This window comes from Halomonas halodenitrificans DSM 735 (genome assembly GCF_000620045.1).
GTDB classification, from domain to species: Bacteria; Pseudomonadota; Gammaproteobacteria; order Pseudomonadales; family Halomonadaceae; genus Halomonas; species Halomonas halodenitrificans.
The window spans coordinates 96557-111447 of the sequence record NZ_JHVH01000012.1; the positions used below are offsets into that span (position 1 = coordinate 96557).

The 14891-nt window shown below is 65.2% G+C and carries 13 protein-coding genes; 4 read left to right on the forward strand and 9 right to left on the reverse strand.

The window, feature by feature from the left end:
• Positions 1–22 precede the first annotated feature (22 nt).
• The 3 genes from Q358_RS16780 to Q358_RS16785 form a co-directional block, all read right to left on the reverse strand.
• Positions 23–670 (reverse strand): hypothetical protein, encoded by a 648-nt coding sequence (locus tag Q358_RS16780; RefSeq protein ID WP_051530229.1) that lies wholly within the window; start codon positions 668–670, stop codon positions 23–25.
• A 74-nt stretch (positions 671–744) separates the two neighbouring features.
• On the reverse strand, positions 745–1095 hold the full coding sequence (locus Q358_RS0106945; protein WP_027961387.1) for a hypothetical protein: 351 nt from the start codon (positions 1093–1095) through the stop codon (positions 745–747).
• 111 nt (positions 1096–1206) lie between these two features.
• On the reverse strand, positions 1207–3567 hold the full coding sequence (locus Q358_RS16785; RefSeq protein ID WP_051530230.1) for a hypothetical protein: 2361 nt from the start codon (positions 3565–3567) through the stop codon (positions 1207–1209).
• Between the two features lie 250 nt (positions 3568–3817).
• Between Q358_RS16785 and Q358_RS0106955 the strand changes: the two genes are divergently transcribed.
• Entirely contained in the window at positions 3818–4819 is a 1002-nt protein-coding gene (locus Q358_RS0106955) for a sulfurtransferase (protein WP_245598288.1), read from the forward strand.
• A 76-nt stretch (positions 4820–4895) separates the two neighbouring features.
• Here Q358_RS0106955 and Q358_RS0106960 read toward each other — a convergent pair whose 3' ends face one another.
• The 6 genes from Q358_RS0106960 to doeA form a co-directional block, all read right to left on the reverse strand.
• The gene (locus Q358_RS0106960; protein ID WP_027961389.1) at positions 4896–5579 is read right to left on the reverse strand and encodes a haloacid dehalogenase type II; all 684 of its coding nucleotides are present in this window, start codon (positions 5577–5579) and stop codon (positions 4896–4898) included.
• 156 nt (positions 5580–5735) lie between these two features.
• Positions 5736–7163: an aspartate aminotransferase family protein gene (locus tag Q358_RS0106965; RefSeq protein WP_027961390.1), complete on the reverse strand. Its 1428-nt coding sequence runs from the start codon at positions 7161–7163 to the stop codon at positions 5736–5738.
• A gap of 307 nt (positions 7164–7470) precedes the next feature.
• Complete coding sequence (locus Q358_RS0106970; protein ID WP_211248316.1) at positions 7471–8970, reverse strand: NAD-dependent succinate-semialdehyde dehydrogenase; 1500 nt, start codon at positions 8968–8970, stop codon at positions 7471–7473.
• Positions 8971–9237: 267 nt separating this feature from the next.
• Entirely contained in the window at positions 9238–9714 is a 477-nt protein-coding gene (locus tag Q358_RS0106975; protein ID WP_027961392.1) for an Lrp/AsnC family transcriptional regulator, read from the reverse strand.
• Between the two features lie 16 nt (positions 9715–9730).
• On the reverse strand, positions 9731–10744 hold the full coding sequence (doeB, locus tag Q358_RS0106980; protein WP_027961393.1) for a N(2)-acetyl-L-2,4-diaminobutanoate deacetylase DoeB: 1014 nt from the start codon (positions 10742–10744) through the stop codon (positions 9731–9733).
• Positions 10745–11011: 267 nt separating this feature from the next.
• Positions 11012–12211 (reverse strand): ectoine hydrolase DoeA, encoded by a 1200-nt coding sequence (gene doeA / locus Q358_RS0106985; protein WP_027961394.1) that lies wholly within the window; start codon positions 12209–12211, stop codon positions 11012–11014.
• A gap of 317 nt (positions 12212–12528) precedes the next feature.
• Between doeA and Q358_RS0106990 the strand changes: the two genes are divergently transcribed.
• The 3 genes from Q358_RS0106990 (at position 12529) to Q358_RS0107000 (ending at position 14607) form a co-directional block, all read left to right on the forward strand.
• Positions 12529–13464, forward strand: a complete 936-nt coding sequence (locus Q358_RS0106990; RefSeq protein ID WP_027961395.1) for a 2-hydroxyacid dehydrogenase — start codon at positions 12529–12531, stop codon at positions 13462–13464.
• A 109-nt stretch (positions 13465–13573) separates the two neighbouring features.
• The gene (locus Q358_RS0106995) at positions 13574–14152 is read left to right on the forward strand and encodes a nicotinamidase (protein WP_027961396.1); all 579 of its coding nucleotides are present in this window, start codon (positions 13574–13576) and stop codon (positions 14150–14152) included.
• A complete protein-coding gene (locus Q358_RS0107000) occupies positions 14149–14607 on the forward strand; it encodes a beta/alpha barrel domain-containing protein (RefSeq protein WP_027961397.1) in 459 nt (152 codons plus the stop codon). Before Q358_RS0106995 ends, Q358_RS0107000 begins: the two co-directional genes overlap by 4 nt.
• Positions 14608–14891: the final 284 nt, after the last annotated feature.

The window sequence follows — 14891 nt, forward strand, 5'->3', positions numbered from 1 at the left end:
GCTGTTTCAGGTTGATCAAATTTCACAAATATGGAAAAGGCCCATGACTCGATTCCAGTATATTACCGTGCCCCCCACCATCATCAACACGGCATGAAAGCTGGTGACCGACAAGACAGCCAGCGTCTTCCATCTCCCTGGCCTGACGCCGCCAGTGGCGCAGCGTGGAGGGGTGCACACCGAAATCGGCGGGCAGCTTCACCCCGAGCGGCCGCGCCAGCACCTGAAGCAACGCCATATGGTGCACGGTATGGCTGGTCAAGAAGGCCAGTTCACGGGCCAGGCTGGTGGTCAACGAGAGACTGTCTCCCGCTTCATCGACCGGGTATCTCACTTGAAGTGACGCGGTGGCGTACTCGCCCAGCCGGGTCAGCCCCTCACGGATCTGGCCCAGCCGCTCTCGGGCCACGGCCGGATCCTGCTCCAGATCAGGCTCCCGGACACGCGCCTCGTAGTCGATGCAGGCGACACCGACGCCATTCAGCAGCGCCTGATAGTGATCCAGGATATGGCGCACATGACGCCCCAGGGTCTGGCGAGCCTCGGCATCGAAGCCGTGGCGATACGCTGTCGGGGAGACCGCCACCAGCAGCGACTCCAGCTGATACAGGCTACAGCGATTCTCCTCGACCAGGGTGTCGACACACGCTGGCAGGTCGGTCTCTTCCATGTGTCCTCCTCATGGCTGCCCGGAGATATCGATACCACGCCGGCCAGGAAGGCCGGCGTGGCGATTGCTCGACATCAATAGGCGCCTTCCCCCTCGGCTTCTGCCTCTCCTTCCGCTTCTGCCTTTCCCTCTGCTTCTGCTTCGGCCTCTCCTTCCCCTTCGGCTTCGGCCTGCGCCTTGTCCATCTCTTGTGTGCCGGCCTCGGCAGCATCTTCCGCCCCGCCTTCTGCACCGCCTTCTGCACCGCCTTCGGCGAGCATCAACGGTGCCTCCTGGCCACTGGTATAGACGCCTTCGTCGGGCTCGGCGGCGACCGCCTGCATGGCGGCACCACTGGCCACCAGCGCCAGGGCGGGTGCCGCATGGCCCAAGCGACGGCCAAGCCGTGCGATCAGGGTCCGGCGTTGCTCTTCTATCTCAGTCATGACATGACCTCCATCGTGATGACAGCAGCAGGCCAGCATCGTGCCTGCCACCGGGTGACGAAGCGTCCTGGTGGCGCCTCGTCATGCATGGCCGCCAGGCGATCCAGCGGCTCATACCTCGGCCGCCACCTCGCCGGCCGGGGTGGCATTCAACCGAGCAAGCTCGGCGAAGAGACCAGGATCATCTGCGGCAAGGTGCAGGGTATGGCGCGGTATTCCCTCCAGCCACGCATCGAGGCGCGTCATCAGGTCGGCCGAGGGCACGCCGCCTTCGCCGGTGTGACAACGCGGCAGCAACGCCGCCAGGGCATCGAGCCGAGTCTGCGGTGAGAGACCCACGGATACGGCATCCTGGCGTGCCTCCAGCGTCACCAGGCGAAACGACGTCGCGCCGCGTTCCGTGCTGCCGCCATCCGCCATATGGCCGTGCCCGGTGAAAGGCAGCCCCAGGGGCTCGACATGCATGATGCCATCCTGCAACGCCAGCCTGGCACCACGGCTCAGCCCTTCGCCGAGCGAAGACGCCAGGGTCTCGCGACAGGCCTGATCATCGACGGCCAGCAACATCATGTCCCCGGGCCCTGGCTGCCAACAGACCACGTCCAGCACCGGCTCACCGGAACGCGCCGCCAGTCGCAACAGCAGGGTGGAAAGCGCCGGCACCACCTCCGCCAGCGTCAGGCGGCTTGCCACCACACGGCGGCCCTCGGCCAGCGTGTAACCGGCGGGGGCCGCAAGCAGCGATAGTGGAGGTAGCTGCCCCGCCTCCTCCGGCAGCAAGGGCTCCAGCCCGCTGTCGAACGCCTCGACCAGGCGCTTCTCGGCCGCGGCATCGGCGACTCGCAGTGCCCAGGCTCGGCCAGCATGGCGAAGCTTCCATGTGGCCGGCTCGGCATCGGCGATCACGTCTGCCCGTACCGGCTCGCCCCGATCAGAGGCGTCCTGCACAGCCGCTTCTGTCTGGCAGAGCAGTCCATCACGACACCACTCCCCCAGGGTTTCCCACACCTGGCGGCGCAGCACCCCGGGCGCGAGCGGCTCGGTACTGGCCGCCCACAAGGCCTCGGCGATGGCATCGGGGTCGAGCCCTTCGGTCGCCAGCAGCCAGATCAACGCCGCGGCATCATTGGGACGATAGAGCCTTCCGGTGTCGGCGGCATAAAGTGCCAGGCTATCGGCCTCATGCAGTTCGGTGACCCGGCGTCGCGCCAGGCGCGGGCGAGGTAGAGCGTACCCGGCCAGCGCCTCGGCCAGCGTCATGTCCGCCAGCGAAGGCAGCGAAAAGAAGGGCAAATAACGTTCGGGGCTCACCGAGGGCAGCAGGCGCTTGAAACCACCGGCCCGTGATTCTTCGGCACGGGCCTCGGCAAGCAGCGCCGTTGGCGAGTCGTCTCCCGGCTCCGGCGCAGACTCACCGGTAATATCCACCAACCGCAACATGTCGCGCACCAGTTCCCCCTTGATACGCTCCTCGACGATGCCGCCATCCTCCGGCGCCGCGCAGGTGTCCAGCGACGGGCTGAGATTGCACTCCAGTATCCACGGCTTGAGGTCGTCATCGATCATGCAGTCGATACCCAGCAGCTCGTAGCCGCCGCGCGGATCGGCACCCACCTCGGCGGTGCGAGCGCGCAGGGCATCCACGCCGGAGATCACCGTCAGCGCCACCAGGTCCTCGATCCTCGCGAAGAGGGCATCGTCGTCGTGGCCCTGGTCACGCAACCAGGCGCGATAACGCTCGAGATCGATAAACTCCACCGGCACCTCGACACGAGTGTTCAGGGCGTTGATATCGGGGTTGGTGAGCTGGCTGTAGGGGTTATCGGCGTCATCGGGATCCCATGGCTCGGAGGCCAGCTTGGTAAAGCCCTGGTGGTAGAGATAGAGCCTCAGTGGGGTCAGCGAGCTGATCAACACATAGAGCCGCAGCACATACTTGTGGCCACGAAGGGTATGAGGGCGATCCAGATACGCCTGGACCAACCAGTTCGGGCTGACGGGTGCCTCGGCGGCGTCACGCAGCACCCTTATCCCCTTGCCCTTGGAGGCGTTGGTGGGCTTGAGAATCCAGCGCCTTTCCGGCGCCGCCAGGGCCGCCCGCTGCAGGGCATGGTAGTCATGGGGCATCACCCAGGCAGGAGGGAAGAAGGTCAGGCGTGACAGCAGAGGATGCCCCTCGCCCTCCTCGCCCACGCCCTCACCGACTCTCGCCTTCATGCGGGAAAGGCTCTCATGCAGACGACTCTTGATCGTCAGCGCGGCATTGCCGGGAAAGTGATTGAGCTTGCGGCGCGGCGATACGCGGCGAAACTGACCCGGCGCCGGCATGCCGGTAACCCAGGCGGCATCCCAGTGGGCCTCGTCTCCCTCCACCCATCCCTGGGCCTCCAGGGCTTCGCGAAAGAAGCGGTCTTGCGCGGCGGCCCGCTGGCCACTCAGCCAGAAGTACCGAGTCGTGGAATCCTGGGGCATGCTCGAATCTCCTCTGCACCAGTCGGGAATCCTGGATAGCTGGTGACTGGGTCGTGGCGAATGGCGACTCCTTACAGGAATAGCAACTCATTCGTCGCCTGTCGCATTCATCAGTGGTGCGTTGGTGAAGGCTTGAGGCGCTCCATGCTCGGGTCAGCGACATGCGTAAAACGAGGACGATAGCCCGGCTGATATTCCTTTTTCGAATAAAAGTGTCGACAAGCATTCTTGGCGAGAGGGTGACAGATCGTTGCAGCATGAAGGCATCTTCCTTCCCGACGACGAGGTACTCGCCATGCGGACTCGATTCCTGATCGCTGCCGGCGCGCTGGTCCTGGCCGGGCACGCCCATGCCCAGCCCCCCTCCCCTCTGGTCGATGCCGAGTGGCTGAGCGACCAGCTGGGTCACGATGACCTGGTGGTACTGGACGTTCGCTCCAGCATCGACAACGGCGGCGACCGTGCCTCCTTCGAGAAGGCCCGCATTCCGGGCAGCCGCTACTCCAGCTATACCGACGCCGGCTGGCGCGAGAATCGCGACGGCGTCGCCGGCCTGATGCCCGACATCGAGGCGCTCGAGACCCTGATCGGTGAGCTGGGTATCGACAATGACGACACCGTGGTGGTGGTGTCGGCCGGCACCGGCGCCACCGATTTCGGCAGTGCCGCACGTATCTACTGGACCTTCAAGGCTCTGGGCCATGACGAGGTAGCGGTACTCAACGGCGGCTTCGCCGGCTGGCAGGCCCAGGACTTCGAGGTCGCCAGCGGCGCCTATGACGCCCCCGAGGCAGCTACCTTCGAGGCCAACCGTGAGGAAGAGCTACTGGCGACCACCGAGGAGGTGGAAGCGGCCATCGAAACCGGCGAGACGCTGGTGGATGCCCGCCCGGTGGACTTCTACACCGGCAAGACCCAATCGTCGGCGGCGCGTGCCCCCGGCACGATTCCCGGGGCCGTCAACCTGCCCCATCACGACGCCCTGGTCGAGCGCGACGGCGCCTACTACCTCGAACCCGAGCGGCTCAAGGCCAATATCGAGGCACTCGACCTGGACCCCGAGGCCCCCACCGTGGCCTTCTGCAATACCGGCCACTGGGCCGCCAGCGGCTGGTTCCAGCTCAGCGAGATTGGCGGCTTCGACAACGCCGCCATGTACGACGGTTCCATGGCCGAGTGGACACAGGACGACGCCCGTCCGCTGCAGCTGGCCGAACGCGGCATTGTCACCGTTGGCGAAGCGGTCGAGTGACACCCCCGGAGGTCCCTCCTCCGAGGCCCTGAGGCCCCGAGGCGTGTACCGGCCACGGGGCCTCGGCGCCCGCCGCTTAGCCGAGGCGTTCGGCCAGGGTCGCAAGGTCGCCGACGGTGAGGTCGGGGTCGATGCCCCAGGGATCGAACGGGGCCTCGGCGCTACGCCGCACCCAGGCCGCATGCAGGCCGGCATGACGAGCGCCGATCACGTCGAAGGGATTGCTGGAGACCAGCCAGGTGTCACCCGGCTCACTCTCGAGCCGATAGCGGAGATGGGCGTAGACGGCAGGGTCCGGCTTGAAGCGTTTGACCTCATCGGCGCTGATCACCGTCTCGAAATGGTCGCGAATACCGGCCTGCTCCAGCAGCCCCTCCACCGCCTGCCCGGTACCATTGGAGAAGGCCACACAGGTGACGCCGGCCTCGCTGAGTCGGCGCAGGGCTCCGGCGACATCGGCAAAGGCCGGGAGCCTGGCGTAGGCCTGCATCAGGTGGGCACGGTCCGTCTCGGATAACCCGACCTGCAGGGCTCGGTCGGTAAATACCAGGGCCTCTTCGGTACACTGACTGAAGGGGACATAGCCTCCCATCAGCCCTCGCCGGAAGCTGTACTCCAGCTGCTTGTCACGCCAGCGACGTGAAAATTCCGGCGCCAGCGCCATCTTGCCCAGGGCATCGAGACGCTGCTCCAGCTCGGTGAGCACTCCCAGGGTGTCAATCAGGGTGCCGTAGACGTCGAAGGCCAGGACCTGTGTCATAAGAAGCATTCCTTCACTGCGGGACGATGCCCCGAGGGTGTGCCTGCTCGGCCCACAAGGCAAGCCCCGGCTTCGGCCATGCCATCAACGACATCGCCGCGGGACAGGCCCGCGGCGATGAGATGGCTCTAGTGAGCTCAGATATCAAAGGTGGCGTCAGGCAACCGGTGCCGCCACTGTCTTGAGCGCCCCCTCGCGCACCAGCTCATCGGTGACCCGGTCCACCGCACGACGCGCGCGGGCAACGATCTCGTCGACCTGCTCACGATTGACGATCAGCGGCGGTGCAAAGCCCAGGATATCGCCCTGGGGCATGGCGCGGGCGATCAGGTTTTCGTCGAGCGCCGCCGCGGAAATGCGTGGGCCCACCTTGAGCGCCGGGTCGAAGTGCTGGCGCGTCTCCGGGTCGGCAGAGAACTCCAGTGCCGCCAGCATGCCCACGCCACGCACATCGCCCACGATGGGGTGGTCGGCGAAGGCATCCGCCATGGCCTGCTGCAGATAGGCGCCGGTCTCGGCGGCATTCTCGGCCAGCTTCTCGCGGGCAATGATCTCGAGGTTGGCCAGCGCCGCGGCACAGCCCAGGGCATGACCGGAGTAGGTCCAGCCGTGACCGATGGGGCCGTATTCACCGGTGCCCTGCTCGAGCACCCGCCACACGCGATCCCCGACGATCACCCCGGAGAGCGGCTGGTAGGCGCTGGTCAGGCCCTTGGCCACGGTCATCAGATCGGGCTTGATCCCGTAGTGATGGCTGCCGAAGTCGGCGCCGATGCGCCCGAAGCCACACACGACCTCGTCGGCGATCAGCAGCACATCGTAGCGGGTCAGCACCGCCTGGATCGCCTCCCAGTAGCCCGCCGGCGGCGGCACGATGCCACCGGTACCGAGCACCGGCTCGCCGATAAAGGCCGCCACGGTATCGGGGCCCTCGGCCAGGATCATCGCCTCGAGCTTCTCCGCGCAGTGGGCCGAAAATTCCCGCTCGCTCATGCCCTGCTGCTCGGCGCCGCGATGATAGTAGTAAGGCGCCTCGGTATGCAGGATACCCTCGAGCGGCAGGTCGAACTGGTCGTGGAACGCCTTGAGGCCGGTCAGCGACCCGGTGGCCAGGCCCGAACCGTGATAGCCACGCTGGCGCGAGATCACCTTCTTCTTGTGGGGGCGCCCCAGCACGTTGTTGTAGTAACGCACGATCTTGAGCTGGGTCTCGTTGGCATCACTGCCGCCCAGGCCATAATAGACCTTGGACATGCCGGGTCCGGCGAGCTCGATGATCTTCTCGGAGAGGGCGATCTGCGGCTCGTTGGAGTGCCCCACATAGGTGTGGTAGTAGGAGAGCTCCAGGGCCTGCTGGTAGATCGCCTCGGCCACCTCGGTGCGTCCATAGCCGATATTGACGCAGTAGAGCCCGGCGAAGCCATCGATAAACTCGCGCCCGTCCTTGTCCCGGATGGTGATGCCCTGCCCGCCGGTGATCACCCGGCCCGGGGCATCGCCATTGGCGAAGTCGCGCAGGTGGGAAGAGGCGTGGAAGGTCACCTTGCGGTCGCGGTCGATCAGGTCCTGGTGCTGCTGGTTCATCATGTTCTCTCTTGTATCAGGCTCCCCGGCGTCCCGCCGGGGAGGATGTTTATCGGTCTCAAATACAGGGGGAATCACCCCGTCATGCACCATCTCGCGATGCCCGAGGACGAAACCCTGAGGCTTCGCTTGCGGCCAGCGCGTCGGGTCGGATCAAGGTCCCTCTTGCCGACCCTCGATCGACATCCCTGTCGATCGCCGCGCGCCGCGGCGCTTGCCTCAGCGCCCTCGGGTAGATATCGCTCGCTGGTGCATCCCGGCGCTATCCCAATGCTATCCCGGTGCTATCCCGGCGCCACCTCGGAAGCTAGCTGCCGGACACGGAGCCCAGGGCGCCGAGGCAGTAATACTTGGTATCGAGATATTCATCGATGCCGGTTACGCCACCCTCGCGGCCCAGCCCCGATTGCTTGACGCCACCGAAGGGCACCGGCGGGCCGGTCATCTTCACCGAGTTCACCGACACCATGCCGTACTCCAGGGCACGCATCAGCTTCCAGATGCGGCGAATATCGTGGGTATAGATATAGGCCGCCAGGCCGTACTCGGTGTCGTTGGCCATCCCGATCACCTGATCGTCATCGGCATAGGCCGTTATCCCGGCCACCGGCGCGAAGGTCTCTTCGTTCCAGACCTTCATGTCACGGGTCACCCCGGTGAGCAGTACCGGCATGAAGAAGTTTTCGCCCGGCGCCTCGCGCTGGTCACCGGCCACCAGGGTGGCGCCCTTGGCCACGGCGTCGTCGACGATGACGGCGGCCTTCTCGACGGCCTGACGATGGATCAGCGGCCCCAGGTCCACCTCGCTCTCCAGGCCGTTGCCCACGGTCAATGCCGCCATGCGCTCGGCGAAGTGCTCGACGAATTCATCATGAATCGACTCGTGTACCAGGATGCGGTCGGCGGCAAGGCAGTCCTGGCCGGCGGTCTGGAACTTGGCCGCCACCGCGGCGAGCGCCGCCTCACGCGGGTCCATATCGGGGCCGACGATAAAGGGCGCATTGCCCCCCAGCTCCAGCGACACTCGCTTGACGGTATTGGCGCTCTGCTCCAGGAGCAGGCGACCGACCCGGGTGGAGCCGGTAAAGGAGACCGCCTTGACCCGCTCCTCGGCGCACAGGACCTTCGAGACCTCGGCGGGCTCGCCCAGCACCACGTTGAACACACCGGCCGGGATACCCGCGCGCTCGGCGAGTTCCGCCAGCGCCAGCGCCGAGAACGGCGTCTCGCCGGCGGGTTTGACGATCACCGTGCAGCCGGCGGCCATGGCGGCAGCGGCCTTGCGGGTGATCATCGCCAGTGGAAAGTTCCAGGGCGTGATCAGAGCGGCAATCCCCACCGGCTCCTTGAGGGTCCCCAGGGTCGCATTGGGAATGGGGCTTGGAATGGTATCGCCGAAGGTGCGCTTGCCCTCCTCTGCGAACCAGCGCACGAAGCTGGCCCCGTATTCCACCTCGCCGCGGGCGTCGGGCAAGGGCTTGCCCTGCTCCAGGGTCATGAGGATCGCCAGATCTTCGCGATTGGCCTGCAGCAGGTCATACCAGGCCAGCAGGCGCTCGCAGCGCTCGTCGGCGCGCAGCGCACGCCAGTGCACAAAGGCGGCTTCCGCGGCGTCCACGGTCGCGCTGACCTGCTCGGCCTCGAGCCAGGGAATATGACCGATCACCTCGCCGGTGGCGGGGTCCTGAACGGCCTCTTCACGACCGCCATCGCCGTGGGTCCACTTGCCATCGACATAGGCGTACTGCCGGAACAGACGCGGATCATCGAGCATGGTGGACAGTGTCCTGGACAGCTTCATATTCATGCGGCACCTCCCCTGATGCCCCGGTGTATGTCGGCGCCGGCGATAGCTAACTCAAATGCCGGCGTGATTCCGGGCGCCTGAGTGAAAACAGGCGCGGCTTCGGGCGCCGAGAAAGCATCGAAACGGCCGAGCCGCCCGTTGATGTCCGGTGCGGCTCGATAGGCTTATGGTAGGGGAGAAGCCCGGTCGAGAGTTTTTGTTAGCCGCCGGGGAAGGTGCGGCTTTTTTTGTCTCGAGCGGGAAAAGTGCGGTTTTTTCTGCCTGCCCTCAGTCGACGAAATCGTCGCGTGAGAAGCCGCCCTTCGGATGCTTGACCGTCTTGGTGACGATGTAGGTGAAGTAGCGTTCGATGCCGACATCCGAGGTCAGCCAGGCATCGATCAGGCGCTGATAGGCATCGATGGAGTCGGCCTCGACCTTGATCAGGTAGTCGACGCCTCCCCCCACCGCCACGCACTCGGTCACCTCCGGCGTGGCATGCACCAGGGCCTCGAAGCGGGCGAAGCTCTCGGCGTTGTGGGCCTTTAGCTCGATCTGCACCCACACCGGGGTGCGCTTCACCAGCACAGAGGGGGACAGGCGGGCGCCATAGCCCGTGATGATACCGGCCTTCTCCAGGCGCCGGACGCGCTCCCAGCAGGGGCTGACCGAGAGATTGATCGCCTCGGCCAGCCGGGACTTGGTGATGCGCCCATCCTGGGAAAGGATCTCGAGAATCTTCAGGTCGTAGCGGTCGAGTCTCATCGCGATGTCCGCCGCCTCACTTCAAGGAGTCGACGATATCGGCGATGACCGCAATGGTGTCGCCCATGTTGACCAGTGCCGGGTGGCGCCGCGCCGCCAGCACCCCGCTACGCTCGGCACGATATGCCACCGGCGCGGCGCCTGTGCGCGTCATATCGTAGACCCGGGCCACCACGTCACCCTCCTCGACCTCCTCGCCCAGGGCGAAACACAGCTCCAGCACCCCGCTGTGCTCGCTCTGCACATAGCAGCTGGCATCGGGCATATCGAGATAGACCTGGGGCTCGGCGGGCATTTCCACCTCTCCCTCCATCAGGCCATAGTGGATCAGGAAGTTGCGCACGCCACGCTCGGTGATCGCCATGCTCTCGGGAGTGGAGGTGCCACCACCGCCCAGCTCGGTGGCCACGAAGATCTTGCCCTGACTCTCCACCGCGGTATCGAACAATGCGGCGGCATCGAGCTCGAACATGATCATGGCATACGGCGCACCGAAGGCCTTGGCACCCTCCAGCGCCTGGCGCTGCTGCTCGGGGTCATCGAGCACGTGGGAGGCACCGAAGGGAATGATGTCCAGGGTCCGCCCGCCGGAGTGCAGGTCCAGCACCACATCACACATCGGCACCATCACCCGGGTGAAGTAGTCGGCAATCTTTTCGGTCACGCTGCCGTCGGGGTCGCCGGGGAAGCTGCGGTTGAGGTTGCCGCCGTCGAGGCCGGAGGTACGCTTGCCGGCCATCACCGCCGGCTGATTCATGCACGGCACGATGATCACGCGACCGCGGACGTCCTCGGCCTTGAGCTCACTCGACAGCTTGAGCAGCGAGGTGATGCCCTCGTATTCATCGCCGTGGTTGCCGCCGGTAATCAGCGCCGTGGGGCCCTCGCCATTGCTGACCACGGTAATCGGGATCATCACCGCCCCCCAGGCGGAGTCATCCACCGAGATGGGCAGCTTGAGGAAGCCGTGCTGGACGCCGTCGGCATCGAAGTCGACGGTGGCGCTGATGGGGCTGGGACGCTTGGTCATTATCTGAGACTCCTTGCTTTCTCACGGCAGGCGACACCACTGCCGCTGCGCCGCTCGGGGCTGATCCGGCAGCAAGCCTACGAGGAGGCGCCGTAAACCCATACCTGGGCGCTGCTCCCGCATCCTGCGCCGCTTACAGGGCCGGTGCTGGCCATCCTTGGCCAGCCCGTTCGGAGCAGTGCTCCTCACCCCTGGCGCAGGACCTCCTCTACGGCTTGCTCCCGGCGCCCCTCGCTAATCGTTAGGGGTTGCTCGGCTCGTACTCACTCAGCGTACAAATAATTGGCGCGGGAAATTGGCCAGGGGCTCGCAGCCGGTCTCGGTGATCAGGATACTCTCGGTGATCTCCAGGCCCCAGTCGTCCTCCCAGAGACCGGGCATGAAGTGGAAGGTCATGCCCGGTTGCAGGATGGTCTCGTCGGAGGGGCGCAGACTCATGGTACGCTCGCCCCAGTCCGGCGGGTAGCTGATGCCGATGGGATAGCCGCACCGCGCCCCGCCACGGTCGAAACCATACTTGTCCATGGCCGCGCCCAATGCCATGGCGATATCCGCGGTACGATTACCGGGCCTGGCCACCTCGAGGCCGCCCTCGATGCCTTCCAGCAGCGCCGACTCGGCGCGCACGAACTCCCGAGGCGGCGTGCCGAGGAAGACGGTACGCGACATCGGGGCATGGTAGCGCTTGTAGACACCCGCGATCTCGAAGAAGGTGCCCTCGCCCTTGCGAAACGGCGTATCGTCCCAGGTCAGATGAGGCGCGGCGGCATCCTGACCGGTCGGCAGCATCGGCACGATGGCGGGGTAATCGCCGCCGAACACCCGGCCCTTCTCGTCGCTCCAGCCCTCGATGGCGACGCGATAGATCTCCGAGACCAGCTTGCTCTTGGGCAATCCGGGCTCGATCACCTCGAGGATACGCGAATGCATGCCCTCGACGATCTTCGCCGCCACCCGCATGTATTCGATCTCCTGATGCGACTTGATGGCACGGCACCAGTTGACCAGGCCGTTGGCGTCCATGAAGCGGGCGTGGGGCAGCTCGCGGAGCAGGCTCTGGTAGGCCTTGGCGGAGAAGTAGTAGTTATCCATCTCCATGCCCACCACCCCCTGGTGCCAGCCGCGGTCGGGCATGATCGACTGGGCCAGGTATTCCATGGGATGCATGTCGGGGTTCTGGACATAGTAGTCCGGGTAGTAGGTAATGTTATCCGGATCGATCCAGCAGGTGCGCAATGCACCATTGGCATCCATGCGGCGGCCATACCACACCGGCTCGCCCTCCAGGCCGACCAGCACGCACTGATGCACATAGAACGACCAACCGTCATAGCCGGTCAGCCAGGCCATGTTGGAAGGGTCACTGACGATCACCACGTCGATGCCCCGACTGGCCATCTCGGCGCGCACCTTCCACAGCCGGGTGGCATATTCCTCACGAGTGAAGGGGAGGTTTACCTGGGTCATTGGGCCACTCGCCAAAGCAACATCAAGAAAATCGGCCCACTCGACGCGAGAAGGCCGGGCCAGGGTCACGATCACTGACCATATGCCTGAACGGAACCAAGGCCGCTCAGCTGCACCAGGCAGTGGAGGAGCCCCCCATAACATGGAGGTTACTTCCTACCCACGGTAGCTGGTCAAGCATTTCATGATGGAAATAACTCTCCCACTCACGAGCTTGCCCATGGACTTGTCCAAAAGTCCCTGGGGCGGGATGATGAAACCACCATGACGTTCCAATCACGACGCCCCTGTCACGACGCCCGGGAGCCAAGATCAAGATGAAGGTACTGGTCCATCACGACGATGCCGAACGCTGGCAGAAAGCCCTCGCCTCGCGCCTCCCCGAGGCCGAGATCCTTACCAGCGCGGCGCCGACAGACAAGCGTCGCCAGGCCGACTATCTGGCCGTGTGGAAACCCCCGGAGTCACTGCTGAGAGAGCCCGAGGCACTCAAGGGCATCATCAACCTGGGCGCCGGCGTCGATGCCCTGTTGAACAACCCCGGGCTGCCTGCAGACGTGCCCATCGTCAAGCTGCGCGACGCCGGCATGGCCGAGCCAATCGGCGACTACGTGCGCTATGGGCTGCTGCACTTCCAGCGAGACTTCGACCGCTATCGGCGTCAGCAGCGTAGGCGAGAGTGGCGTGAACACGCCATGACAGACAAGGATGACTGGCCGGTGGGCGTGCTGGGCCTGGGCGCCATCGGGGCAAGGGTGGCGACGATGATCGCCGCCGACGGCTTCCCGACACACGGCTGGAGCCGATCTCCCAAGCACATCGACGGCGTTACCTGCCACCACGGCGATAACGGCCTGGCCACCCTGCTGGGCCGGGTGAAGAGCCTGGTACTCCTGTTACCCGATACTCCGGCCACCCGACACATCATCAACGACGAGACCCTCTCACGGCTGCCCGAGGGCGCCAGCCTCATCAATCCGGGGCGCGGCAGCCTGATCAACGAGGCGGCCCTGCTCGATGCCCTGGGCGACGGTGAGACCGAAGGCCGACTGCGTGGTGCCATCCTCGATGCCTTTCCCGAGGAACCCCTGCCCGAGGCGAGCCCGCTATGGAGCCATCCGCGAATCCGGGTGACGCCCCATATGGCCGGGCCGACACCGCTGGGGGAGGCGCTGGATCAGGTGGCCTCGGCGCTGCGGACCCTCGAAGCCGGCGAGTCACTGGATACGGTGGACCCCACGGCCGGTTATTGAGGTACCCACCAGGCCGCTCTCCCCTGTTGGGGTTGTGCTTTGGTTACACGAGCCCCAGTTCAGTGAGTACGCTGCAAGAAAGCCCACACCGGCTGTCCGGAGGAACACCATGACAAGGCCCCTCGACTACGCCCCCAGTGACGCCCTGCTGGTCGTCGACATGCAGAACGACTTCTGCGAGGGTGGCGCCCTGGCCGTCACCGGAGGCAGTGCCCTGGTCCCGGCCATCAATACCGAGATTGCGGCGGCCCGCGCGGCGGGTGCCCTGGTCGTCGCCTCGCGGGACTGGCACCCGGTGGACCATGCAAGCTTCCAGCATCGCGGTGGCCCCTGGCCGGAGCACTGCGTACAGGACACCTGGGGCGCGGCCTTCCACCCCGAGCTTGAGCTTTCCGGTGACGCCATCCGCATCAGCAAGGCCTGTGCCTTCGATGCCGACGCCTACTCGGCCTTCGAGGGTACGGGGCTCGGCGACTATCTTCGTGAGCGCGGCATCAAGCGGGTAATCGTCTGTGGCCTGGCGCTGGACGTCTGTGTTCGGGCCACTGCCCTGGAAGCTGTCCGCCAGGGCTTCACCACCCTGCTGCTCGAGCATCTGAGCGCCGCGGTGGCTCCCGATTCGGTAACCGGGATGCGAGGTGAGTTACGAGACGCCGGCGTCCAGGTACAGGGCGTGGAGTCCGCATGACGCAGCCCCCCTACGCCGTCGCCGAAACCGACCTGTCGCTGCTTACCGATCTCTATCAGCTCACCATGCTCCAGGCATACTGGGCCGAGGGCATGCAGGAGCGCGCCACGTTCAGCCTATACTATCGCCGCCTACCCGCCACGCGCCGCTTCATGCTCGCCTGTGGCCAACAGCACGCCGCCGAACTGTTCACACGACTGGGCTTCAATGATGCCCAGCTCGCCAGCCTCGCCGATACCGGACAGTTCCGTGATGACTTCCTGGCCTGGCTCGGGCAGTGGCGCTTTACGGGGGATATCTGGACGTTGCCGGAGGGAACGCCGGTATTCGAAAACGAACCCTTCATGGAAGTGGACGCCCCCCTCGCCGAGGCGCAACTGCTCGAGAGCCTGATACCTGAATCCGTGAAGCCGGCGCCGACACTCCCCCTATCACCGCCAGCGAGCATTTTTTGACCATTCGCCCCGTGCAAGTTGGCTTTCGCAAGCCCATTATTGCCAAAACCCACCGTGCTGATCGGTGCTGACGGCCCGTTTTGTCATGCCTTTCCACCCGCCAGGCACGACATATCTGGCGATCGCGTGTCGCTTGGAACTGCTTGTGGATAGAGTGTCGCCGATTGACGGTCAGCATGGCGTTCCTCGTGGATAACGCAGTCGGCTCCGCAGCGTCTTGAGCACCGTCATGCGCCCGATATCCTGCCCGAAGTCGAGGATGATCTGCCGTGCCTTGTGAATCA